Source organism: Telluria sp. GW821-FHT07G12 (genome assembly GCF_059418525.1).
The window spans coordinates 262,401-286,191 of record NZ_JBWKQA010000004.1 but is presented as its reverse complement, the minus strand read 5'-3'; the positions used below and the strand labels follow the sequence as shown (position 1 = coordinate 286,191).

Annotated in this window: 24 protein-coding genes; 23 read left to right on the top strand and 1 reads right to left on the bottom strand. The window is 58.4% G+C overall.

Going from position 1 to position 23,791, the window contains the following annotated elements; translation table 11 throughout:
* Window positions 1-8: 8 nt before the first annotated feature.
* From AC07PE_RS17105 to AC07PE_RS17090, 4 genes are read left to right on the top strand one after another with little or no spacing between them, the layout of a single operon-like run.
* Window positions 9-1,205 (top strand): ABC transporter substrate-binding protein, encoded by a 1,197-nt coding sequence (locus AC07PE_RS17105; protein WP_498766558.1) that lies wholly within the window; start codon window positions 9-11, stop codon window positions 1,203-1,205.
* An 11-nt stretch (window positions 1,206-1,216) separates the two neighbouring features.
* Window positions 1,217-2,080 carry a branched-chain amino acid ABC transporter permease gene (locus tag AC07PE_RS17100; protein ID WP_498766556.1) on the top strand — a complete coding sequence of 288 codons (864 nt, stop codon included), beginning with the start codon at window positions 1,217-1,219 and terminating at the stop codon, window positions 2,078-2,080.
* The gene (locus AC07PE_RS17095) at window positions 2,081-3,064 is read left to right on the top strand and encodes a branched-chain amino acid ABC transporter permease (protein ID WP_498766554.1); all 984 of its coding nucleotides are present in this window, start codon (window positions 2,081-2,083) and stop codon (window positions 3,062-3,064) included.
* A gap of 16 nt (window positions 3,065-3,080) precedes the next feature.
* Entirely contained in the window at window positions 3,081-3,920 is an 840-nt protein-coding gene (locus AC07PE_RS17090; RefSeq protein ID WP_498766552.1) for an alpha/beta fold hydrolase, read from the top strand.
* A gap of 6 nt (window positions 3,921-3,926) precedes the next feature.
* On the opposite strand, the gene AC07PE_RS17085 is transcribed toward AC07PE_RS17090, so the two are convergent.
* Complete coding sequence (locus AC07PE_RS17085; RefSeq protein WP_498767130.1) at window positions 3,927-5,084, bottom strand: iron-containing alcohol dehydrogenase; 1,158 nt, start codon at window positions 5,082-5,084, stop codon at window positions 3,927-3,929.
* A gap of 113 nt (window positions 5,085-5,197) precedes the next feature.
* On the opposite strand from AC07PE_RS17085, the gene AC07PE_RS17080 reads away from it, so the two are divergent.
* The 19 genes from AC07PE_RS17080 to AC07PE_RS16990 all read left to right on the top strand — a co-directional run bounded on the left by AC07PE_RS17080 (window position 5,198) and on the right by AC07PE_RS16990 (window position 23,529).
* Window positions 5,198-5,968 carry a TSUP family transporter gene (locus AC07PE_RS17080; protein WP_498766550.1) on the top strand — a complete coding sequence of 257 codons (771 nt, stop codon included), beginning with the start codon at window positions 5,198-5,200 and terminating at the stop codon, window positions 5,966-5,968.
* Between the two features lie 205 nt (window positions 5,969-6,173).
* Entirely contained in the window at window positions 6,174-7,022 is an 849-nt protein-coding gene (locus tag AC07PE_RS17075; RefSeq protein WP_498766548.1) for a hypothetical protein, read from the top strand.
* 53 nt (window positions 7,023-7,075) lie between these two features.
* Window positions 7,076-7,387, top strand: coding sequence for a hypothetical protein (locus AC07PE_RS17070; protein ID WP_498766546.1), 312 nt, complete (start codon window positions 7,076-7,078; stop codon window positions 7,385-7,387).
* Between the two features lie 537 nt (window positions 7,388-7,924).
* Window positions 7,925-9,859: a tRNA uridine-5-carboxymethylaminomethyl(34) synthesis enzyme MnmG gene (gene mnmG / locus AC07PE_RS17065; RefSeq protein ID WP_498766544.1), complete on the top strand. Its 1,935-nt coding sequence runs from the start codon at window positions 7,925-7,927 to the stop codon at window positions 9,857-9,859.
* Window positions 9,856-10,503, top strand: coding sequence for a 16S rRNA (guanine(527)-N(7))-methyltransferase RsmG (rsmG, locus tag AC07PE_RS17060; protein ID WP_498766542.1), 648 nt, complete (start codon window positions 9,856-9,858; stop codon window positions 10,501-10,503). The genes mnmG and rsmG overlap by 4 nt, the downstream gene beginning before the upstream one ends.
* Before the next feature lie 116 nt (window positions 10,504-10,619).
* Entirely contained in the window at window positions 10,620-11,390 is a 771-nt protein-coding gene (locus tag AC07PE_RS17055; RefSeq protein WP_498766540.1) for a ParA family protein, read from the top strand.
* 40 nt (window positions 11,391-11,430) lie between these two features.
* Complete coding sequence (locus AC07PE_RS17050) at window positions 11,431-12,312, top strand: ParB/RepB/Spo0J family partition protein (RefSeq protein WP_498766538.1); 882 nt, start codon at window positions 11,431-11,433, stop codon at window positions 12,310-12,312.
* Between the two features lie 320 nt (window positions 12,313-12,632).
* The gene (locus AC07PE_RS17045) at window positions 12,633-12,977 is read left to right on the top strand and encodes an ATP synthase subunit I (RefSeq protein ID WP_498766536.1); all 345 of its coding nucleotides are present in this window, start codon (window positions 12,633-12,635) and stop codon (window positions 12,975-12,977) included.
* The gene (gene atpB, locus AC07PE_RS17040) at window positions 12,974-13,807 is read left to right on the top strand and encodes a F0F1 ATP synthase subunit A (RefSeq protein WP_498766534.1); all 834 of its coding nucleotides are present in this window, start codon (window positions 12,974-12,976) and stop codon (window positions 13,805-13,807) included. Before AC07PE_RS17045 ends, atpB begins: the two co-directional genes overlap by 4 nt.
* A gap of 90 nt (window positions 13,808-13,897) precedes the next feature.
* Entirely contained in the window at window positions 13,898-14,140 is a 243-nt protein-coding gene (gene atpE, locus AC07PE_RS17035; protein WP_091665119.1) for a F0F1 ATP synthase subunit C, read from the top strand.
* Window positions 14,141-14,218: 78 nt separating this feature from the next.
* Window positions 14,219-14,689 (top strand): F0F1 ATP synthase subunit B, encoded by a 471-nt coding sequence (locus AC07PE_RS17030; RefSeq protein WP_498766531.1) that lies wholly within the window; start codon window positions 14,219-14,221, stop codon window positions 14,687-14,689.
* A gap of 2 nt (window positions 14,690-14,691) precedes the next feature.
* Window positions 14,692-15,225 carry a F0F1 ATP synthase subunit delta gene (locus AC07PE_RS17025; RefSeq protein ID WP_498766529.1) on the top strand — a complete coding sequence of 178 codons (534 nt, stop codon included), beginning with the start codon at window positions 14,692-14,694 and terminating at the stop codon, window positions 15,223-15,225.
* Between the two features lie 71 nt (window positions 15,226-15,296).
* Window positions 15,297-16,832 carry a F0F1 ATP synthase subunit alpha gene (gene atpA / locus AC07PE_RS17020; protein ID WP_379777321.1) on the top strand — a complete coding sequence of 512 codons (1,536 nt, stop codon included), beginning with the start codon at window positions 15,297-15,299 and terminating at the stop codon, window positions 16,830-16,832.
* A gap of 62 nt (window positions 16,833-16,894) precedes the next feature.
* Window positions 16,895-17,776, top strand: coding sequence for a F0F1 ATP synthase subunit gamma (gene atpG, locus AC07PE_RS17015; RefSeq protein WP_498766527.1), 882 nt, complete (start codon window positions 16,895-16,897; stop codon window positions 17,774-17,776).
* A gap of 53 nt (window positions 17,777-17,829) precedes the next feature.
* Entirely contained in the window at window positions 17,830-19,233 is a 1,404-nt protein-coding gene (gene atpD, locus AC07PE_RS17010) for a F0F1 ATP synthase subunit beta (RefSeq protein WP_498766525.1), read from the top strand.
* A 22-nt stretch (window positions 19,234-19,255) separates the two neighbouring features.
* Window positions 19,256-19,678: a F0F1 ATP synthase subunit epsilon gene (locus AC07PE_RS17005; RefSeq protein ID WP_498766523.1), complete on the top strand. Its 423-nt coding sequence runs from the start codon at window positions 19,256-19,258 to the stop codon at window positions 19,676-19,678.
* 110 nt (window positions 19,679-19,788) lie between these two features.
* Window positions 19,789-21,528: an Eco57I restriction-modification methylase domain-containing protein gene (locus tag AC07PE_RS17000; RefSeq protein WP_498766521.1), complete on the top strand. Its 1,740-nt coding sequence runs from the start codon at window positions 19,789-19,791 to the stop codon at window positions 21,526-21,528.
* Entirely contained in the window at window positions 21,518-22,555 is a 1,038-nt protein-coding gene (locus AC07PE_RS16995; RefSeq protein ID WP_498766519.1) for a DUF262 domain-containing protein, read from the top strand. Before AC07PE_RS17000 ends, AC07PE_RS16995 begins: the two co-directional genes overlap by 11 nt.
* Before the next feature lie 2 nt (window positions 22,556-22,557).
* Window positions 22,558-23,529, top strand: a complete 972-nt coding sequence (locus tag AC07PE_RS16990) for a RelA/SpoT-related domain-containing protein (protein WP_498766517.1) — start codon at window positions 22,558-22,560, stop codon at window positions 23,527-23,529.
* Window positions 23,530-23,791 lie beyond the last annotated feature (262 nt).

The window sequence follows — 23,791 nt, the reverse complement described above, 5'->3', positions numbered from 1 at the left end:
CACAGCCCATGAAACGCACCGCCATCGCCCTCGCCGCCACCGCGGCCCTGTCCTTCAACGCCCAGGCCCAGGTCTCGGGCGACACCATCAAGATCGGCATGATCACCGACCTGTCCGGCGTCTATTCCGACATCGACGGCAACGGTGGCGCCGAAGCCGTGCGCATGGCGATCGCCGACATGGGCGGTGCCGTGAACGGCAAGAAGATCCAGTTCATGGTGGCCGACCACCAGAACAAGGCGGACATCGCCGCCAGCAAGGCCCGTGAATGGTTCGACCAGCAGGGCGTCGACATGCTGATCGGCGGCACCAATTCCGGCGCCAGCCTGGCCATGGCCAAGGTTGCGCAAGAGAAGAAGAAAGTGTTCATCGCCATCGGCGCCGGCTCGGCCAGGCTGACCAACGAGGAGTGCTCGCCCTACACCGTGCACTACGCCTACGACACCGTGGCGCTGGCGCGCGTGGCCGCGCCCGCCATGATCAAGCAGGGCGGCAAGTCCTGGTACTTCCTGACCGCCGACTATGCCTTCGGCCAGTCGCTGGAAAAGGATGCCACCACCATCATCAAGGCCAACGGCGGCACCGTCGTCGGCAGCGTCAAGCACCCGCTGTCCGCCTCCGACTTCTCGTCCTTCCTGCTGCAGGCGCAGTCCTCGAAAGCCCAGGTGCTGGGCCTGGCCAATGCCGGCGGCGACTTCATCAACTCGATGAAAGCCGCCAACGAATTCGGCCTGACCAAGAGCATGAAGATGGCCGGCCTGCTGGTGTTCATCAACGATATCCACACCCTCGGCCTGAACACGACCCAGGGCCTGTATCTGGCCGACGGCTGGTACTGGGACCAGAACGACCAGACCCGCGCCTGGTCCAAGCGCTACTTCGCGAAGATGAAGAAGCAGCCCTCGATGCTGCAGGCGGCCGACTACTCGGCCACCACCAACTACCTGAACGCGGTGAAGGCGGTCGGCAGCGACGATGCCGACAAGATCATGGCCCAGCTTCGCAAGACGAAGATCAACGACATGTTCGCCAAGAACGGCGAGATCCGCCCGGACGGCCGCATGGTCTACGACATGTACCTGATGCAAGTGAAAACGCCGAAGGAATCGAAGGGACCGTGGGACTACTACAAGGTGGTGGCTACGATCCCGGGCGCCCAGGCTTACACGGCCAAGGCCGAGACCAAGTGCGCGGCCTGGAAGTGAGGATGTAGGCCATGCAGGCCATGATGAGCCAGCTCCTGCTGGGGCTGGTCAACGGCTCCTTCTATGCGATGCTGTCGCTGGGGCTGGCCGTAATCTTCGGCCTGCTCAACGTCATCAATTTCTCGCATGGCGCGCTGTACATGATGGGCGCCTTCGCCGCCTACATCGGCGTCACCGCCTTCGGCCTGAACTACTGGGTCATGCTGGTGCTGGCGCCGCTGCTGGTCGGCGTGTTCGGCATCCTGGTCGAAAAGACCATGCTGCGCTGGCTGTACAAGCTGGACCACCTGTACGGCCTGCTGCTGACCTTCGGCATCACCTTGCTGCTGGAAGGCGTGTTCCGCTCGTTTTATGGGGTGTCGGGGCAGACCCTGGAGGTGCCGGCGGCGCTCGCCGGCGCCACCGACCTCGGCTTCATGATCCTGCCGAATTATCGGGCCTGGGTTGTGCTGGCCTCGCTGAGCGTCTGCCTGGCGACCTGGTTCGTCATCGAAAAGACCAGATTGGGCGCCTACCTGCGCGCCGGCACCGAGAACCCGAAGCTGGTCGAAGCCTTCGGCGTCAACGTGCCGCTGATGGTGACGCTCACCTATGGCTTCGGCGTCGCCCTGGCCGGCTTTGCCGGGGTGCTGGCGGCGCCCGTCATCAACGTCACGCCGCTGATGGGATCGAATCTGATCATCGTCGTATTCGCGGTGGTGGTGATCGGCGGCATGGGCTCCATCCTCGGCTCCATCGTCACCGGACTGGGCCTGGGCGTGATCGAGGGCCTGACCCGGGTGTTTTATCCGGAGGCGTCCGAGGTGGTGGTGTTCGTGGTGATGGTGATCGTGCTGTTGCTGCGCCCGGCCGGCCTGTTCGGCAAGGAGAAATAGATGAACAGGAAAACCGGCTACCTGATCGCCCTGGCGCTTGCCGTGATTGCCCCCTTCGTCGGCTACCCGGTGTTCCTGATGAAGCTGCTGTGCTTCGGCCTGTTCGCCTGCGCGTTCAACCTGCTGATCGGCTACACCGGCCTGCTGTCCTTCGGCCATGCCGCCTTCTTTGGCGGCGCCGGCTATGTGGCCGGCTATACGCTCACGACGCTGGGGCTGCCCTTCGAGGCCGGCATCCTGCTCGGCGTGCTGGTGGCCGGCCTGATCGGCCTGGTGATCGGGCTGCTCGCGATCCGGCGCCAGGGCATCTACTTTTCGATGATCACCTTGGCGCTGGCCCAGATGGTCTACTTCGGCGCCCTGCGCGCACCGTTCACCCATGGCGAGGATGGTTTACAAGGCGTGCCGCGCGGGAAACTGCTGGGCGTGCTCGACCTCGGCAACGATTTGACGATGTACTACGTGGTGCTGGCGCTGTTCGTGGCCGGTTTCGCGCTGATCGTGCGCATCGTTCACTCGCCCTTCGGCCAGGTGCTGAAGGCGGTCCGCGAAAACGAGCCCAGAGCCGTTTCCCTGGGCTATGAGGTGGATCGGGTCAAGTTGCTCGCCTTCGTCCTCTCCGCGGCCCTGGCGGGCCTTGCAGGGGCCTTAAAAACGATTGTGCTGGGCTTCGAGACCCTGACCGACGTGCACTGGACCATGTCCGGCCTCGTCATCCTGATGACCCTGGTGGGCGGCATGGGCACCTTAGCCGGACCGATCCTCGGCGCCTTCCTGGTGGTCGCCCTCGAAAACAAGCTCGGCGACGTAGGGAACTTCCTCGCCGAGACGACGCATGTAGAATGGTTCGCGTCACTGGGCGAATCGGTGGGCATCGTTACCGGGCTGATCTTTGTCGCATGCGTGCTGCTGTTCCGGCGCGGCATCGTCGGCGAGATCGCCGCCCGCTTCGATGCCGCCAGGCGCAAGGAAAAAGCAGCGTAAGTCAGAGGAGGTGGCCGTGGTCGACGAATCCCTCATGGTGAACACGAACGGCATCTACATGCACGCCACCTCGAGCGGGCAGGGGCCGGCGATCCTGCTGCTGCACGGTTTTCCCGACACCCATCTCGTGTGGCGCAAGCAGGTGCCGGTGCTAGCCAGCGCGGGTTTCCGCGTCATCGCGCCCGACCTGCGCGGCTACGGCCGCACCGATGCGCCGCCCCACGTGCTCGACTACACGCTGGAAAAGCTGCGCGCGGACGTGCTCGGCCTGCTGGACGCCCTCAAGATCGACAAGGTGCACCTGGTCGGCCACGACTGGGGCGGCATCATCGGCTGGCAACTGGCGGCAATGGCGCCCACGCGCATCGACCGCTTCGTGGCGATGTCGACCGGCCACCCCTCGGCAATTGCTCATGCCGGCATCCTGCAGCACATGCGCATGGCCTATGTGCCCTTGTTCTGCATGCCCGGTGTTGCCGAGCACACGCTGCGGGCCGCCGACTGGTTCGCGCTGCGCCAGTTCACCAGCGAGCCGGGACAGGCCGATTTCTGGAAGCGCGAACTGGACCCGCCGGGCCGCCTGACGGCCGCGCTGAACTACTACCGCGCCAACATGAAGCTGGCGCTGCCACAAGCTTTGCCACGCGTAAAAGTTCCGGTGATGGGCATCTGGAGCGAGCGCGATCCGGCGCTGGGAGAAAAGCAGATGCGCGACTCCGCCCATTACGTCGACGGCGAATTCCGCTTCGAACGGATCCGCGACGCCGACCACTGGCTGCAGCTGACGGCGCACGACAAGGTGAACACGCTGCTGCTGGATTTCCTCGGCGCCAAGAAGCCGCAGAGTACGTTCTAAGCCTGCCTACAAGGCCGCCGCGTAGATGGCGCGCGCATCCTCCCGCGTCAGTTCGCGCGGATTGTTCCCCAGCAGCCTGGTCTGCAGCATCGCATCGTCGGCCAGCCGGTCGAGGTCGCGTTCGACGATGCCGACCTGCTGCAAGGTCGTCTCCACGCCGGTGATCTTGGCGATCTGCTGCATCGCAACAATCAAGGCCTGGGCCCGGGCTTCCTCGCTGCCACTGGCGTGCGGCACGACGATGCCGGCCAGTTCCGCATAATGCCCGCTCGCCGCCGGCAAGTTAAAACGCAGCACATGTGGCAAGACCAGGGAGTTCGACAGCCCGTGCGCCACATGGAAAATACCGCCGATCGGATAGGCCAGCGCGTGCACCGCCGCCACCGGCGCATTGGAGAAGGCCTGGCCGGCCAGGCAGGCGCCCAGCAGCATGGCCTGGCGCGCATCGAGGTCGTGGCCGTTTTCGCAGGCCTTGACGATGTTCGCCGACAGCAGGGACAGCGCCTGGCGCGCCAGCATGTCGGACAGCGGATTCTTCTTGTGGCGGCTGGTATAGGCTTCGATCGCATGTACCATGGCGTCGATGCCGGTGGCGGCGGTGACTACCGGCGGCAGGCCGACCGTCAGGCGGGCGTCGAGCAGGGCCAGGTCCGCATACAGCTGGGGCGACACGACACCCATCTTGGTGGTCTCGCCGGTGGTGACGATGGCGATGTTCGTGACCTCGGAACCGGTGCCGGCGGTGGTCGGTACCTGGACCAGAGGCAGCCGATTGCCGCTGACCTTGCCGATGCCATACATCTCCGCCAGCGGCTGTTCGCTGCCCGCCAGCACGGCGACCAGCTTGGCCACGTCCATCGAGCTGCCGCCGCCCAGGCCGATCACGAGTTCGCTGCCGTGCTGGCGCGCGAACGCGGCCGCCGCCTCGACCACGGCTTCCGGAGGATCGGCCATGACGTCCGAATACACGCTCACCGTCATGCCATGGCGCTCCAGGCTGGCGCGCGGCGGCTCGGCCAGGCCGGTGCGCAGGAAGCCCGGATCGGTCACCACCAGCACCCGCCGCACGCCCGGAAAGCGCTCGGCAACGAACTGGCCGAGGCGCAGCGCGGCGCCGGGTTCGGACACGATGCTGGAAACCGTGCTGAAGCTGAATGCGGGAATGAGGGTGCTCATCGTGGGCGTCTCCTGATGATGTTGTGTTTTCTCAAGCTTACACCAGCTGCCGTGTTCCGTTACCGTACAATGGCGGTTTCCCTCCGATTGCATTTGTTCCCATGTTTGACCTCGTCGTCCTGGCCTGCGCGGCCTTTCTTGCCGGTCTCGTCGATGCTGTGGTGGGAGGGGGAGGCCTGATTCAGATTCCGGCCATCTTTGCCGTGTTCCCGAAAGAAGTGCCGGCCACGCTGATCGGGACCAATAAACTGGCGTCGGTATGTGGGACTTCGGTTGCGGCCTTCAAATATGCGCGCCGGGTGCCGGTGGCGTGGGGCACTGCCGCACCTGCCGCGGCGGCCGCCTTTGCGCTGGCCTTCGTCGGCGCCTGGACCGTGACCCGTGTGCCGGCCGATTTCGTGCGCAGCCTGCTGCCGGTGATCCTGCTGGCGGTTGCCGTCTACACCTTCAAAAAGAAGGATTTCGGTTCGGTGCACGCGCCGGTCCACAGCGGCATGACGGAACGTCTGCTGGCCATGGGCGTCGGCGCCGCCATCGGTTTTTATGACGGCTTCTTTGGCCCGGGTACGGGCAGCTTCCTGATCTTCATGTTCGTGCGTTTCTTCGGCTTCGATTTTCTCGGCGCCTCGGTGGCGGCGAAGATCGTGAACGTCGCCTGCAATATCTCGGCGCTGATCTGGTTCGGCTACAGTGGCCACCTGATCTGGAAGCTGGCGGCCGTGATGGCGGTGTTCCAGGTCGGCGGCTCGCTGATCGGCACCCGGCTGGCGTTGAAGCATGGCAGCGGATTCGTGCGCAAGCTGTTCCTGGTTGTGGTATCGGCATTGATTGTAAAGACAGCCTACGACTCTTTCAGGCACTTAGGCTGGTAATGTTTCACGTGAAACAGTATGTCCTTATCGTGCTGGATTGACGGCGTCACAAGGATCGATAAACGCAACGTGCTACAGTCGGGGAACTGTTGAGCTACGTCTAGCGGCGGCATGGCGTCGCCCAAGCTATCGGCATGAGCCTTACCTAAAATGGGTTGCTTCGCCTCGTATGGCGAGCGCGTTCCTAACCTATCATGAGGCCAACATGTTGAAATGGTTCATAACGGCAGCAGGGGCCGTCACCTTGGCTGTGCTGACTGCGCCAGTCGTCGCGCAGCAGATGACGTTCCCGCGGGGGGCTGCGCCGCAAACCACGCCGAAGAAGGTCGATCTGCGGCCCAAGTATTTCGCCGTACGCGGCAGGCTGCTGATGCGGACCGATAAAAACGGCGTGACGCGGTATGGCTACCAAAACGGGCAGCTGGCGGAGGAAATCGGCCAAAACGATGTCGTCGGAACCTACCAATACGAGTCCGGCAAATTTTCCGGCGTCGTCTACACTGACGGCAGGTATATCAAGGCGTCCTACGGCCCGAACGGCACATTGCTCGGCCTGACGAGCGACACAAGCGCGCGAGTAAAATTCCGCGTCCAAAACAAGCCGACGCGCCTTACATCATTCATGGCAATTCAGGACGGCATTGCCGCGCTTCGCAATCGCGGTGCGTCCAATTACTGCGTCGGGACCGATGACGACGCGACTTGCACCATCATCGTCGAAGATACCCCGCAGCCCGAAGATTGGGGCGGCGGCGGCTTTGGCGGCGGCGGCGTTGATATCGTATCGCGTTGCCTGACGAAGCGCCGATGCCGTCCGGCGAAGGCGACGTTCGAAATCCGCCCGGTGAAAACCCTCAGGACTGCATACAAAATGTATGAAAGCCCGCGACCCAAAATATGGGGCAATACTGCCTTATTATTGCGCCCAATAACTTTGAAACGTGGAAGAAGCGTAATGATAAGGCTACGGAGTATTATTGGAAATGCAAGGACAGCTGCTTCAGTAATGACTGGTCGTGGCTTAACTTTTGGCGTTTCGCTTGGTAATCACTAGCTCTGTAATGACGGCACTCTCTCAGCAACGAGTGCGTTTTTATGGGAGTGAATATGAGAAATTTAGCGGACACATTCAAGGAATCGGCAGACGCCGTTACAGCGGGCGATTTCGCCAAGGCCTTGGAATGCTTGGTCTGGATGCATGACAACCCGGATCTTGCTGACCCGAGGAGCGAGGTATTTCGACGTGCACATGGTTTCTTCGCGCTCGGCGTACTGGCGAGCGTCTATGAACCGGCAAAGACCAAACTGGTCAGCTTGGTAATGACGAAGCGGGAGCAGGTAGCGGCCAGGCAAGCGAACGATGCCATGCAGGCGGATTTGCGGTCGCTGGAGGATGCACTGCGCTACGCGACGGAATGACACCTGGGCAAGAGCCCAGATACGGAGAAAGGGCGCTAAATGCGACTTTTCTTATTGGTGCTCTGGTCTTGAGGCAAATCGGGGCCTAGTTCTGGGGGCCGACAACGAGACCCCAAACAAGCGAGCCATCAAGCACACCGCCGGCATCGAATTCTAAGAATACTTCTTCTTGTGCAATAAGACCTGTCACCGTCCCTACCAAGCGCTTCTTCAAGGCGCGTGGCGAATGCAGCGTTCCCTTGTCAAGATCAGGCGACGCGAACCCCTACCGTAAAGGAACGCAGCGGCCGCCCTGCAGTTCGTAGTTGAAGTGGCTGAGCGTGGTGCACGCGTGGCTGAGGGCGTCGGAGGGAAGGGGCAGTGAAGTGTTTGAAAGCGATGGGCGCACGGGGCTTCCGCGTGTCGTTGAGGAACAAATACACTACCTCAAAATGGTTTCACGTGAAACAATTTCTGTCGTTTTCGACCCCTAGGCGAAGCCGGACGGAAAAAAGAATCTATAATCGCTGCTTAACTCTCCTCGCAGCACATTCCATCATGTTATTTCCGACAGAATTCGACGTGATCGTCGTTGGCGGCGGCCATGCCGGCACCGAAGCGGCGCTCGCGTCTGCACGCATGGGTCAAAAGACCCTATTGCTTACTCACAACATCGAAACCCTCGGTGCGATGTCCTGCAACCCGTCGATCGGCGGTATCGGCAAGGGCCACCTGGTCAAGGAAGTCGACGCCATGGGCGGCGCGATGGCGATCGCCACCGACGAAGCCGGCATCCAGTTCCGCATCCTGAACTCGTCCAAGGGCCCTGCCGTGCGCGCGACCCGCGCCCAGGCCGACCGCGTGCTGTACAAGGCGGCAATCCGTTCGCGCCTGGAAAATCAGCCGAATTTGTGGCTGTTCCAGCAGTCGGTCGACGACCTGATGGTCGAAGGCGAGCGCGTGGTTGGCGCCGTCACCCAGATCGGCCTGCAGTTCCGCGCCCGCGCCGTGGTCCTGACGGCCGGTACTTTCCTCGACGGGAAGATCCACGTCGGGCTGCAGAATTACACGGCCGGCCGCGCCGGCGACCCGGCGGCGGTATCGCTGTCCGCGCGCTTGAAAGAGCTGAAACTGCCGCAGGGCCGCCTGAAAACCGGCACGCCGCCGCGCATCGACGGCCGCAGCATCGACTTCGCGGCCATGGCTGAACAGCCGGGCGACCTCGATCCGGTGCCGGTGTTCTCGTACATGGGCAATGCGGCCATGCACCCGAAGCAGGTGCCGTGCTGGGTCACGCACACGAATGCGCAAACCCACGACATCATCCGCAACGGCCTGGACCGTAGCCCGATGTACACCGGCGTCATCGAAGGGGTCGGTCCGCGCTATTGCCCGTCGATCGAGGACAAGATCCACCGCTTCGCCTCCAAGGAATCACACCAGATCTTCCTCGAGCCGGAAGGTCTGACCACCAATGAGTTTTATCCGAACGGGATCTCGACCAGCCTGCCCTTCGACGTGCAGCTGGCCCTGGTACGTTCGATGCGCGGCCTGGAAAACGCATTCATTCTGCGCCCGGGCTATGCGATCGAATACGATTATTTCGACCCGCGCGGCCTCAAAGCCTCGCTGGAAACGAAGGCCATCGGGGGCCTGTTTTTTGCCGGCCAGATCAACGGCACCACCGGCTACGAAGAAGCCGCGGCGCAGGGCATGCTGGCCGGTATCAATGCCGCGCTGCAGACCCAGGGCAAAGAAGCCTGGACCCCGGGCCGCTCGGAAGCCTACCTCGGCGTGCTGGTCGACGACCTCACGACCCAGGGCGTGGCCGAGCCGTATCGGATGTTCACCAGCCGTGCCGAGTACCGCCTGTCGCTGCGTGAAGACAATGCCGACATGCGCCTGACCGAGATCGGCCGCAAGCTGGGCGTGGTCGGCGACGCGCAGTGGGAAGCCTTCGAGCGCAAGCGCGAATCCGTGGCGCTGGAGCTGGAACGCCTGCGCGCCACCTGGGTCAACCCCCGCATCCTGGCGGTGGCCGAGTCCGAGCGCGTGATCGGCCAGGCCATCGAACGCGAGTACAACCTGGCGGATCTGCTGCGCCGTCCGGGTGTCGAGTACGACAAGCTGATGACGATGCAGGGCAATGAGGGGCAGGCGCTGGCCGGTCCGGGCGTGGAAGATCCGGCAGTGAAGGAGCAGGTCGAGATTCAATTGAAATATTCGGGCTATATCGATCGCCAGGCGCGCGAGGTGGAACGCCACGACTATTACGAAAACCTCAAACTGCCGGAAAACCTGAACTATCTGGAGATCCAGGCGCTGTCGATCGAGGTCCGCCAGAAGCTCGATAAACAGCGTCCGGAAACCCTGGGCCAGGCTTCGCGCATTTCCGGTGTGACCCCGGCCGCCATCTCGCTGTTGCTGGTGCACCTGAAAAAACGCGGCGCCAAGGGCTTTACGAATGTACCGAGCGAGGAAACGGCCGAATGAAGAATTTCGACCGCAACAGCCTGGCGCAGGTACTGGGGGAGGGCATCGCCGAGATGAAGCTCGACGTCTCGCCAAGCCAGCAGGAACAGCTGCTGGATTACCTGGCACTGATGTTCAAGTGGAACTCGGTGTACAACCTGACCTCGCTGCGCGACCCGATGCAGATGGTGACCCACCACCTGCTCGATTCGCTGGCCGCAGTCCCAGCCTTCGCCGGCGCAAAGAATGTGCTGGACGTCGGTGCGGGCGGCGGCCTGCCCGGCATCGTGCTGGCGGTGACACGCCCGGACATGAAAGTGTCCATGATCGACACCGTGCACAAGAAAACCGCCTTCCTCACGCAGGTGAAGGCGCAGCTGGGCCTGGCAAACGTCAGCATCTACACGATGAAGGTGCAGGAACTGGCGGTGAGCGACAAATTCGACGTCATCACCTCGCGCGCGTTTGCCGACCTGTCCGATTTCGTCAACTGGTCTTCGCACCTGCTGGCGGAGCAGGGCCGCTACATCGCCTTGAAAGGGGTGGCGCCACAGGACGAGCAGCAAAGGCTGCCGGCCGAATGGAAGGTGGCCAAAGTGGAGCCCCTGCAGGTGCCCAGGCTGGGAGCGGAGCGCCACCTGGTTTTCATCGAGAGATCGGACTAACCGCGCAGAATAAGCGCGCAACAGGCTAAACGATATAAACAGTTCATACCGTATTACCGAGTAAATCGTATAAATCGTTTTAATGGTATTAACGGTATGGCTTTATAAAGGCATACATGGCGAAAATTTTTTGCGTAGCAAATCAGAAGGGCGGAGTGGGGAAGACCACCACCAGCGTCAACCTGTCCGCCGGGCTGGCCAAGCTGAACCAGCGCGTGCTGCTGGTCGACCTCGACCCCCAGGGCAACGCCACCATGGGCGCCGGCATCAACAAGGCCGGCCTGGCATCCTCGATCTACCAGGTGCTGCTGGGCGAGGCCGACATCGCCGCCGCCCGCCTGCGCAGCGAAGCCGGGCGCTTCGACGTGCTGCCGGCCAACCGCGAGCTGGCCGGCGCCGAAGTCGAGATGGTCGAACTGGACAACCGTGAGCGCCGCCTGAAGGAAGCCCTCGCCAAGGTCGATGCCGACTACGATTTCATTTTGATCGACTGCCCGCCCGCGCTGTCGATGCTGACCTTGAACGGCCTGGTGTGCGCGCACGGCGTGATCATTCCGATGCAGTGCGAGTACTACGCGCTGGAAGGTCTGTCGGACCTGGTCAACACCATCAAGAAGGTGCACGCCAACCTGAACCACGACCTGCGCATCATCGGCCTGCTGCGCGTGATGTTCGATCCGCGCATGACCCTCTCGCAGCAGGTGTCGGCCCAGCTCGAGCAGCACTTCGGCGACAAGGTATTTAAAACGATCATCCCGCGCAACGTGCGCCTGGCGGAAGCGCCTTCTTACGGCATCCCCGGGGTGGTGTTCGATCCGTCGGCTAAGGGCGCGCAGGCATACATCGCCTTCGGCGCCGAAATGGTCGAGCGCATCAAGACCATGTAATCCCTACCTAAAACAAACTAGAACAGACACGGTCCAATCCATGGCAACCAAAAAACTGAAGGGACTCGGCCGCGGCCTCGACGCCCTGCTCGGCGGCGACGCCCACGACACCCCGGCGACGCCCGCCGGCAGCCCATCCACTCTGGCGGTGACCCGCATCCAGGCCGGCAAGTACCAGCCGCGTACCCGCATGGACGACGGCTCGCTGTCCGAGCTGGCCGCCTCCATCAAAAGCCAGGGCATTATGCAACCGGTGCTGGTGCGCCCGATTAACGGCGCGGGTGAGGTCGGCTACGAGATCATCGCCGGCGAACGCCGCTTCCGCGCCGCGCAGCTGGCCGGCCTCGAAGAGATCCCGGTGCTGGTGCGCGAGGTCGACGACCAGAACGCCGCCGCGATGGCCCTGATCGAGAACATCCAGCGCGAAGACCTGAACCCACTGGAAGAGGCGCAGGGCATCGCGCGCCTGATCTCGGAATTCGACTTCACCCACGAGCAGGCGGCGAATGCGGTCGGCCGCTCGCGCAGCGCGGTGTCCAACCTGCTGCGTCTGGTGAACCTGGCCCAGCCGGTGCAGACCATGCTGATGGCAGGGGATATCGACATGGGCCATGCGCGCGCGCTGCTGGCGGTCGACGCCGCCAGCCAGATCGCGCTGGCGAACCAGGTGATCGCGAAACGCCTGTCGGTGCGTGAAACCGAAAAACTGGTCGCCCGCACGCTGGAGGAGCAGAACGCGCCGGCGGCCACCGCGCGCCAGAAGGAAAAGTCGGGCGACATCGTGCGCCTGGAAGAAGAGCTGTCGGACCGCCTGGCGACCCCGGTCGTGTTCAAGATGGGCCAGAAGGGCAAGGGCCAGATGATCATCGATTTTGCCGACCTCGACGTGCTCGAAAGCGTGCTCGCGCGCCTGCGCGGCTGACGCAGCAGGCGTCAAAACGCTGTGGGCAAGTCCGCGCTTGTCCACAGCGCTCCCCGTTTCACCCCCTCCATTGAGCCACGGTACATGCATACGGTGGACTCCCGGTAGATACCGTCGCGTTGCTGCCAATACGAAGAATTTCGTAGGAAATTTAACAGTTTCCGCCAAAAATTCTTTGTCGTTTTTACATCGCCGAGCCCGCGATATAAGGACGGAAGAGTTTGACTACGACGTTCATAAGCCCTTATAATCCCGCTGATTCATGTAATTACCATACCGTAATTCGGTTCCACTACGGCTAGCGCGAAAGAACAATAACAATGCTGCGCTTGGTCTCCCTGCAAATCATGGCAACAATCGTGGCCGGCGTGATCGCCGGCATGATTGGGGGGTGGGCTGCGATGTTTTCGGCGGTACTTGGCGGGCTGTGTTGTGTCGTTCCCAACGGTGTCATGGCGCTGCGCCTGTTCGCCAGTGCGCAAAAGCCGGGCGGCGCGAACCCTGCCACGTTTTTCATCTGGGAATTTGTAAAGATTGCTTTGACGCTGGCGCTGCTCGTACTGGTGGCGCGGGCGTACCACGATCTGAACTGGCTGGCCCTGCTGGTCGGCTTCATCGTGGCGCTGAAAAGTTACATCATCTTATTATTTAGGCATTCACAATGACGAGTCCAACGGTAGAAAACGCCGCGGCGCACGCGCCCAACGCGGGAGAGTACATCACCCACCACCTGGGTCACCTGACCAACATTCATCAGGGTTTCATCGTCGACTTCAGTGTCATCAACTATGACACCGTGTTCTGGTCGATCGCGATGGGCGTGCTCGGTGTGCTCGTCATGTGGCTGGGCGCGCGCAAGGCGACTTCCGGCGTGCCGGGCCGCTTCCAGGGCATGCTCGAAACCGTGGTCGAAATGGTCGAAGACCAGTCGAAGTCGATCATCCACGGCGACCGCAAATTCATCGCTCCGCTGGCTCTGACCGTGTTCATCTGGGTGTTCCTGATGAACTGCCTGGACTTCCTGCCGGTCGACCTGTTCGCCGGCCTGTTCCGCCTGCTCGGCCTGGGCGAGCCGCACTTCCGCATCGTCCCGACTGCCGACCTGAACGGCACGATGGGCATCGCGCTGGGCGTGCTGGCCGTGGTTCTGTACTACAACGTCAAGATCAAAGGCATCGGCGGCTGGATTCATGAACTGTTCGCCGCACCGTTCGGTATTTATATGGCTCCGTTCAACTTCCTGTTGAACCTGATCGAATACGCAGCCCGCACCGTGTCGCTCGGTATGCGACTGTTCGGCAACATGTATGCCGGCGAGCTGCTGTTCCTGTTGATTGCACTGCTTGGTTCCACGTTCACGGTGTTCGGCATCTTCGGCCATATCGTTGCGGGTTCGATCTGGGCAATCTTCCACATCCTGATCGTGCTCCTCCAGGCTTTCATCTTCATGATGCTGACGCTGGTGTACATCGGTCAGGCCCACGAGAGCCACTGACCGACGCGATCGCAAGAACGAACAAGATAGTGGTAGTAAAGAAGTAGTAATTTTTATAGTTTTTTAAATTTAACTTTTGGAGTAAATCTCATGACTGACGTTTCTTTCGTTGCACTGGCTTGCGGTCTGATCATCGGCCTGGGTGCTATTGGCGCATGTATCGGTATCGCGATCATGGGCGGTAAATACCTGGAAGCTTCGGCACGTCAGCCTGAGCTGATGAACACCCTGCAGACCAAGATGTTCCTGCTGGCTGGTCTGATCGACGCGGCATTCCTGATCGGCGTCGGTATCGCCATGCTGTTCGTGTTCGCCAAGCCGTTCACCAGCTAATCACGCTTTTCACGACAAGTGATCTGAAGAGCCGAACCCTCCCGGTTCGGCATCCGTTTTTGTGAGAAGGAATTTACCGTGAATCTGAACGCAACTCTGTTTGTTCAGTTCGTGGTCTTCTTCATCTTCGTTGGCGTCACGATGAAATTCGTGTGGCCGCCGGTGATGAAAGCGCTCGACGAGCGCGCCCAGAGGATCGCGAACGGCCTGGCCGCTGCTGACCGCGGCAAGGCTGAAATGGCTGCTGCCGAAAAACGCATCGCTGCCGAACTGGCTACGACCCGCGAAGAAAGCGCCAAGCGCATCGCCGACGCTGAAAAGCGTGCCGCAGCGATCATCGAAGAAGCCAAGCAGACCGCATCTGTCGAAGCCGCCCGCATCGTCGAAGCTGCGAAGGCCGACGCCGAGCAGCAGGTTACCCGCGCTCGCGAAGAACTGCGCGGCCAAGTCGCTGCCCTGGCTGTTGCCGGCGCCGAGCAGATCCTCAAGCGCGAAGTGAACGCAGCGGCCCACGCCGACCTGCTGAACCGCCTGTCGACCGAGCTCTGATCATGGCTGAGTTCGCAACCGTCGCCCGCCCTTACGCCGAAGCGCTGTTCCGTGTCGCCCAGAACGGCGACATGGCGGCCTGGTCCGGCATCGTCTCGGAACTGGCGCAGATCGGCGCCAATCCGGACATGCAGGCTTTTGCCGGCAATCCGAACGTCACGCCGGCACAGCTGGCCGAGACGATTGCGTCGCTGGTCAAGTCGCCCCTGAGCCCTGAAGCGAAAAACTTCATCGCGATGCTGTCGGAGAATGGCCGCATCAACCTGCTGCCGGAAATCGCGGCGCAGTTCACCCAGCTGAAGAACGCATCCGCCGGCGCCGCTGACGCGACCGTCTTCAGTGCCTTCGAGATGTCGGCTGACCAGGTGAATGCGCTGGCCGCCGCGCTGGAAAAGAAATTTGGCCGCAAGCTCAACCCCACGGTCGAAGTCGATCCGTCGCTGATTGGTGGTGTGCGCGTGGTCGTCGGTGACGAAGTGCTGGATACCTCGGTCCGCGCGAAGCTGCAGCAAATGCACAACGCGCTGGTGGCCTGAGGATCTTGGCACCGTCTACCGCGTCCGAGCCCTTGCCCTACGCATCAAGAAACTATTAGGAGTTAGCACTCATGCAACTTAATTCGTCTGAAATCAGCGAACTGATCAAGAGCCGCATCCAGGGCCTCGAAGGTTCGGCTGATGTTCGTAACCAAGGCACGGTGATCTCCGTCGCCGACGGTATCTGCCGCATCCATGGTCTGTCGGACGTGATGCAGGGCGAGATGCTGGAATTCCCGGGTAACACCTTCGGTCTGGCGATGAACCTCGAGCGTGACTCGGTCGGCGCCGTGATTCTGGGTGCTTACGAGCACATCTCGGAAGGCGACACCGTCAAGACCACCGGCCGCATCCTGGAAGTCCCGGTCGGTCCGGAACTCAAGGGCCGCGTCGTCAACGCCCTGGGCCAGCCGATCGACGGCAAGGGTCCGATTACCGCATCGCTGACCGCCCCGATCGAAAAGATCGCCCCGGGCGTGATCGCACGTGAATCCGTCTCGCAGCCGATGCAGACCGGTATCAAGTCGATCGACGCGATGGTGCCGATCGGCCGTGGCCAGCGTGAGCTGATCATCGGCGACCGCCAGACCGGTAAGTCGGCCGTGGCAGTTGATGCGATCATCAACCAGAAGGGTCAGAACATGACCTGCGTGTACGTGGCGATCGGCCAGAAGGCCTCGACCATCAAGAACATCGTGCGCTCGCTGGAAGAGCATGGCGCGATGGAGTACACCATCGTCGTCGCCGCTTCCGCTTCGGAATCGGCCGCAATGCAATACATCTCGGCCTACTCGGGCTGCGCGATGGGCGAATACTTCCGCGACCGCGGCGAAGACGCGCTGATCGTGTACGACGACCTGTCGAAGCAAGCTGTTGCTTACCGCCAGATCTCGCTGCTGCTGCGCCGTCCGCCGGGCCGCGAAGCCTACCCGGGCGACGTGTTCTACCTGCACAGCCGCCTGCTGGAGCGTGCCGCTCGCGTGAACGCCGACTACGTGTCCGCCTTCACCAACGGCGCCGTCACCGGCAAGACCGGTTCGCTGACCGCACTGCCGATCATCGAAACCCAGGCTGGCGACGTCTCGGCATTCGTGCCGACCAACGTGATCTCGATTACCGACGGCCAGATCTTCCTGGAGACCTCGCTGTTCAACGCCGGTATCCGTCCTGCGATCAACGCCGGTATCTCGGTGTCGCGCGTCGGTGGCGCCGCTCAGACCAAGGTCATCAAGGGCCTGTCCGGCGGTATCCGTACCGACCTGGCGCAGTACCGTGAGCTGGCTGCGTTCGCGCAGTTCGCATCGGACCTGGACGAGTCGACCCGCAAGCAGCTGGACCGCGGTGCACGCGTGACCGAACTGCTGAAGCAGAAGCAGTACTCGCCGCTGCCGATCTCGCTGATGGCCGCTTCGCTGTTCGCCGTCAACAAGGGCTATTTCGACGACATCGAAGTCAAGCGCGTGCTGGATTTCGAAGCCGGTCTGCACAACTTCCTGAAGTCCAGCCATGGCGCGCTGCTGTCGAAGATCGACGACAGCAAGGCCCTGGACAAGGACGGCGAAGCAGCGCTGGCCGCCGCCATCGCCGACTTCAAGAAGTCGTTCTAAGCGCGGCTTTTTGATGGAATGCGGGGCCGGGGCAACCCGGTCCCTATAAGGAGTAAGGGCTCATGGCAGCAGGCAAAGAGATACGTGGCAAGATCAAGAGCGTAGAAAATACGAAGAAGATCACCAAGGCGATGGAAATGGTCGCCGCGTCCAAGATGCGCAAGGCGCAGGACCGGATGCGCGCCGCCCGTCCCTACAGCGAGAAGGTCCGCAACATCACGGCCAACCTCGCCACTGCGAACCCGGAGTACACCCACGCGTTCATGGCGAATGCCAAGGACACGAAAGCGAAAGCCGTCGGCTTCATCGTCGTCACGACCGACAAGGGTCTGTGCGGCGGCATGAACACCAACGTGCTGCGCCAGGTGACGCAGAAGACCCGCGAGCTGGAAGCCGCGGGCAATCGCATTGAAGTCGTTGCAATCGGCAACAAAGGTCTGGGCTTCCTGAACCGCATCGGCGTGAAGGTGGTTTCGAGTGTCACGCAAATCGGCGACACCCCGCACCTGGAAAAGCTGATCGGCCCGATCAAGGTCATGCTCGACGCTTACCAGGATGGTCAGCTGGACGCGGTGTACCTGTGCTACACCAAGTTCATCAACACCATGCGCCAAGAACCGGTGGTCGAGCAACTGCTCCCGCTGCCGGCCGGGCACCTGAAGGCAGATGAAAACGCCCACTCGTGGGATTACATCTACGAGCCGGAAGCGCAAGTCGTCATCGACGAGCTGCTGATGCGCTACGTCGAAGCGCTGATCTACCAGTCGGTGGCCGAGAACCTGGCGTCCGAGCAGTCGGCACGCATGGTGGCAATGAAAGCCGCAACCGACAACGCGGGCAACGTCATCGGCGAGCTGAAGCTGGTCTACAACAAGACCCGCCAGGCAGCGATCACGAAAGAACTCTCGGAGATCGTCTCCGGCGCGGCTGCGATCAGCAGCTAAGCCAGCAAGCGACCTCACGTAACGAAATTAAAACTATATCTGAAGGAACGAACATGGCTGATGGCAAAATCGTTCAGTGTATCGGCGCCGTGGTTGACGTGGAATTCCCGCGTAACGCAATGCCGAAGGTGTACGACGCACTGAAAATGGAAGGCTCCGAACTGACCCTGGAAGTCCAGCAGCAGCTGGGTGACGGCATCGTCCGTACCATTGCGCTGGGCAGCTCGGAAGGCCTGCGTCGCGGCATGATGATCCAGAACACCGGCAACCCGATCATGGTGCCGGTTGGTAACGCAACCCTGGGCCGCATCATGGACGTGCTGGGCAACCCGATCGACGAGCGCGGTCCGGTCAACGCCGAGCGCACTGCATCGATCCACCGCACCGCCCCGCTCTACGACGAGCTGTCGCCGTCGCAGGACCTGCTGGAAACCGGCATCAAGGTGATCGACCTGGTCTGCCCGTTCGCCAAAGGCGGTAAAGTCGGCCTGTTCGGCGGCGCCGGCGTCGGCAAGACCGTCAACATGATGGAACTGATCAACAACATCGCTAAAGCGCACTCGGGTCTGTCCGTGTTCGCCGGCGTGGGTGAGCGTACCCGTGAAGGTAACGACTTCTACCACGAAATGGCCGATGCCAAGGTCGTCGATCTGGACAACCTGGGCAACTCGAAGGTCGCGATGGTCTACGGCCAGATGAACGAACCGCCGGGCAACCGTCTGCGCGTCGCACTGACCGGCCTGACCATGGCCGAAGCCTTCCGTGATGAAGGCAAGGACGTTCTGTTCTTCGTCGACAACATCTACCGCTACACCCTGGCCGGTACCGAAGTCTCGGCACTGCTGGGCCGTATGCCGTCGGCAGTGGGTTATCAGCCGACCCTGGCCGAAGAAATGGGCCGTCTGCAGGAGCGCATCACCTCGACCAAGACCGGCTCGATCACCTCGATCCAGGCCGTCTACGTCCCTGCGGATGACTTGACCGACCCGTCGCCGGCAACCACCTTCGCCCACCTGGACTCGACCGTCGTTCTGTCGCGTGACATCGCTTCGCTGGGTATCTACCCGGCAGTGGACCCGCTGGACTCGACCTCGCGCCAGCTGGACCCGCTGGTCGTCGGTGAAGAGCACTACGCCACCGCGCGCGCCGTGCAGGGCACCCTGCAGCGCTACAAGGAACTGCGTGACATCATCGCGATTCTGGGCATGGACGAACTGGCGCCGGAAGACAAGCTGGTCGTCGCTCGTGCACGTAAGATGCAGCGTTTCCTGTCGCAGCCGTTCCACGTCGCTGAAGTCTTCACCGGCGCACCGGGCAAGTACGTTTCGCTGAAAGACACGATCAAGGGCTTCAAGATGATCGCGTCGGGCGAACTGGACCACCTGCCGGAGCAGGCGTTCTACATGGTCGGCACCATCGAAGAAGCGATCGAGAAGGCCAAGAAGCTGGCTGCTTAAGCGGCTCCTTTAAGGGACACACATGGCAAACACTATTCACGTAGACGTCGTCTCGGCCGAAGAGCAGATCTTTTCGGGCGAAGCGGAGTTCGTCGCGTTGCCGGGTGAATCGGGTGAGCTGGGTATCTACCCGATGCACACCCCCTTGATCACGCGCATCCGTCCGGGCGCCGTGCGCATCAAAGTGCCGGGCCAGACCGAAGACGAATTCGTCTTCGTGGCCGGCGGCATCCTGGAAGTCCAGCCGAAAGGCGTGACCGTCCTGGCCGACACCGCAATTCGCGGCGCCGACCTGGACGAGGCGAAAGCCCAGGAAGCCAAGCGCAAGGCTGAAGAGCTGATGCTGAACAAGGAATCCCAGATCGACTACGCCAAGGCGCAAGCCGAACTGGCGGCGGCGATCGCCCAGCTGGCGGCCATCGCCAAGCTGCGGGCTAAACGTTAATCTCAAGATAACGTGCAAAAAAGGGCAGCGAAGCTGCCCTTTTTTATTTGCATGATGCTTAAATATCGGTATTCAAAAATCGAATCCGCAACACGATTGGAAGGGTAGACTTGTTACCGCAGAATCATCGGGAACTATATCGGAAGGCCCTTGCACTTAGTTCTCTCTCTGCTGACGAGAGTGCAGCATCCGTTTTGACCTATACAATACTGGACGTCTGGCTAGAAGACCGCTATCCCAAGCTCGTAACCTCTCGTGGCAGCGTTGAGTTCAAGAGGAACCCTGCCGTAAAAGCATTTGCAGATGAGCTAGGCAAGCTTCCGTTTATTGAAGCAGCATTCTGGCTATCCTGCGGTTATGCCACTTGGGTAGGGAAGGAAGCGCGAAAAGAAAAAGCGATGTTTTTTACGCCACCAAAGTTAGCAGAACATGTTATTGATACGCTGATTGAACATGGGGCTTCGCTTGAGTACAACAAATGGTTTGATCCAGCATGCGGGGGGGCAGCCTTTATCGCTCCTCTAGCTATAAGAATGCACTCACATTTCGTTAAATTAGGAAAGACCCCGAACGAAATATTGGACTTAGTTCAGCGCAACATAATTGGAATCGATATTGATGACACTTTACGTACGTTAGCAAGCATTTATGTAAAGGCTGTTGTGTATGAAGAAATATTGGAAACAAAGCGCGAACTTGTTCCTAACATAGTATGCGGTAATACCCTTTTAAAAGAAATCGAAAAACTTCCTGCCTTTGATGTCCTAGTATGTAATCCACCTTACAGAAAACTTGTCGCGGAAGACCGTAGATCGATATTGCCGAGTTATCTCAGCGAAGTCGAGGGGCAACATAACTTATATGCTGTATTCATGGCCGGGGCGTCGCGAGCAGCTAAACAAAATGCGTTACTAGCACTGCTTACACCGACGAGCTATATGTCAGGTTTGCATTTTAGTAAATTGCGCTCGCTTATAGCTAAAAACATGGCTATTCTTCAACTTGATATGTTGACAGAAAGAGATTCAACCTTTGTTCAAGTTGAGCAGGAAACTGCCGTCCTTTACGGTAGGCGGCGTAGTGATGAGCAAATGGGTTTGACCCCTGTATCGGTATTGACAACACAGGGAGAAAAAACGTTAATCGGCAGTGTGAATTTAAGGTCCGATGGCTCGGCGTGGTACGTGCCACGTACGCCTAAAGAATACGAGGTTTTCAATAGCATTGCAAATTCACCCTATCGGTTGCATGACTATGGTTACGTACCCAAAATTGGCCCACTAGTATGGAATAGAGATAAGCGAAAACAATTATTCTCTGAGGAAGAAGTAAAATCGGCTAAGTCACTGGTTCCAGTCGTCTGGTCTAGCAATATAACCTCAGATGGAGAATTTCAGTTCGGTCGATCGTCTGGTCAAAAAGAATACTTTAACTTTGTTGACTTTGATGACGGGAAAAATGACGGATTAATAAGAACAGAATGCGTAGTGCTTCAACGCATCACCTCTACTGATCAGACACGTCGTCTAGTTGCGGCAGTGATACCTGAGACATTCGTTAGAAAGTATGGTCATTTTATTGCCGAGAATCATGTTGTTACAGTAGTTCCGATTGTAGCAAAGATCTCCCCGATAAAAATGAAAGAGCTTCTGATGTCAGAGCAAGTAGATCTTTTATTTCGATGTCTATCCGGCACTGTAGGTATAACGGTTTTCGAGTTGAAGCAACTACCACTGCCTGATCCAAGAAAACTGATCGCTGCCCTCGAAAGTGGAAAAGAAATGAAGGACGCTGTAGCGATAGCTTACGAACAAACAATAACAGAACTGGAGAAAAATTATGGCACGTAGTCTGAGTAATCAAGATATAAGTTGGTTTTTGGATCTAGCAGACAAAAACCAACTTAACTTGGACCCGCCTTATCAACGCCGAAGTGTATGGAGTCCAAAGGATAAACGATTCTTTATAGACACAATTTTGAACGGCTATCCTGCACCTCCAGTATTTTTACATAAAACATTAGATGACAGTGGGCGCGCGACATATCACGTTGTCGACGGAAAACAGCGTCTACAAACGATCCTTGATTTTAGGGCTAATAAAATTTCGGTGCCTGAAGATTTTGCTAATGTTAATTTGCAAAAGAAACGTTGGAAAGATTTAGATCGTGATGCTAAAGAAAGTTTTTGGAATTACATTCTTATTGTTGAAATGCTTCCAGAGGTTACGGACGCGTTTGTAAAAAATATTTTCGAGCGAATCAACAGAAACTCACGTAAGTTAATGCCACAAGAACTACGCCATGCAAAATTTGATGGTTGGCTTGTTACAATGGTAGAAGCGGAAGCTGAGAAACCCGTTTGGAAGACGTTTGGTATATCTACTGCAGCCAGAGCAAAACGTATGGCAAATGTGCAATTCATTTCTGAACTTGTGGCTATACAGCTTAGTTCATCAATAATTGGCTTTGATCAAGATTACCTTGACGGACTTTATGCTGATTATGAAGATCTGCTAGATCAGCCGGATTTCGATGAGGATGACTTTTTAGAACGTTTCGAATCTGTTAAAAAAAGGATCGAGGAACTAGTGCGATATGAGCCTAGGCTTGGTCAATACTTAAAAGTTCAAACCCATTTTTATTCTATCTGGGCGATGCTTATATTAGAAGGTCCTCAAATTTCGGACGAAGATTTGGCGAAGCAGTACCTAAAATTTTTGGACGAGGTATCACTTTATCCAGATCAGATTGAAGACATCGAGCCACAAAATCGAGATTCTGTCATAACTTACGCACAAAATGCTAAGGGAGCGAGTACGGAATATCCCCAACGCCAGGAACGGCACAACGTACTTAGAGAAGTATTGCTTGCTTAAAAATGAAAATCAATAACGTAATCCGATTAGCTTACGCGAATAGTGAAGAGCTATATCGGCGCCTTGAAAGCGACGTTAAGGACCGATTAAAGTCTGCGGTCGAGACTAAAAAATGGTTCTTCATTCACAGAGTCAAAGCTCTTGAGAGTTTTGCAATGAAGATGGAGACAGGCAGAGTAAACGACCCAAATAACCTCGAGGATTTTTTTGCCTGTACTATTGTAGTCCCAACAATAAGCGAGATAGCCGAAGCAGAAGCGTTGGTTTATCAACATTATGAAAGGGTCGATCGAAAACCTCCTGAGTCGGCCGAGACTCATAAGCGACCATCTAATTTTGAATTTGATGATCTCCGTTTATATGTAAAACGTATCTCTAGCATGAGTGGATCATCGGAAGATTTAAACGATCTTGTTTTTGAAGTTCAGATAAAAACTGTCCTTCAATACGCTTGGAGTGTCGCCACCCATGATTTAATTTATAAGACAGACTCAGTTAGTTGGACAAAGGAACGCATCGCTTTTCAAGTGAAGGCAATGCTTGAGCACGCGGAACTGGCAATCGCTGAAGCAGCTAGTCTTGCCAACGCAAATGCGTTTCAGAAGCAGGACGATTACACAAAAGAAATTAACTCAGTCATTTCTCTTGTTGAAGGCGTATGGCCAGAGGAACTATTGCCTAGAGATATGAAGCGCTTGGCAGAGAATATAATAAAAATAACACGGGCAATAGATCTTGACGCTATAGAATTACAGGATGTATTGGAAAAGGAAATCGAAAGAAACCAAATTCTGCCTGCTGATCTTTCCCCATATGCTTTTATAGTTCAAGCTCTAGCAAATAATACTGAAGTTGATCTTCAGGCAAAACTGAAATCTAAAAGACGGTTGAAGTTGCTAATACACGGCGGTATGGACTTGCCTGCATGGTGTGATACACATCCGCAGTTTATTTCAATTGGAAGAAACCACTAATTAGTATTGCGTCAGCATAAACTTCAGTATCGAATTGGATTTCAGGTCTTAAGATTACATGCGTTGGTTGTAATAGCGTCCTTGGAATTTGAACACAACTGTGTTTATTATTGTGACGCTTACTACGTAGTCTCAGTTTTAGTGGTCGTACAACAAATATAGCTCTTCTTTACCACTTTCTTTGCTTACAGAATACTTCCCGTTAATCCGTTAAGGAAATTTTTTATTACGTAGCCGTTCTGGAAATACGGTCCCTCGCCCT